General features: G+C 64.8%; 1 protein-coding gene. It reads left to right on the top strand.

Annotated features, from left to right (window positions below):
* Positions 1-65 precede the first annotated feature (65 nt).
* Positions 66-460 (top strand): hypothetical protein (locus ACG2LG_RS24225; RefSeq protein WP_396263483.1); only part of this gene is annotated, 395 nt, incomplete at its 3' end.

Genomic DNA, 460 nt, shown 5'->3' with positions numbered 1-460 from the left:
GCACCCGGGGGCGCGTCAATGGCGAGCGTCTCTGAGGTTCCGCCGGGGTCGAGAAAGACCGTGGCATGTGTGAAGAGAAGCGGAATGATGACCGTCCTGCGGAGGACGGCACCTTGAACTCGGGAGGCCCGGATGCCGTGCCGCAGGAGGCGATCTACCTCCAGCGGCTCCACGTCGATCAACCCCAGGAAGACGACGTGAAGGGCAGCCGGGAGTCAGACCCGTCCATAGTAGTCCGAGACGATAAAGCCGATCACATGGCAAAGGAACGGGCGGATGGGCAACGCGGACAAAGCACCCACGTCGGAGGCACGAATACCCTCCACCCAGACGTGTCACGCACCCTGTCCGCACTGGGAACCAAGGCGGCGAAGTGCCCGGAACACCGTTTCCGGGCGCTGGCCCGCCTGATCGACAGGCAGATGCTCCGGGAGGCGTTCCACCGACTCAGACGCAAGGC

Origin of the sequence: Haloferula sp. A504 (genome assembly GCF_044385805.1) — a bacterium.
Taxonomy (GTDB): Bacteria; Verrucomicrobiota; Verrucomicrobiia; order Verrucomicrobiales; family Akkermansiaceae; genus Haloferula.
The sequence above is the reverse complement of the archived record's forward strand: the minus strand, read 5'-3'. Positions and strand labels throughout refer to the sequence as shown.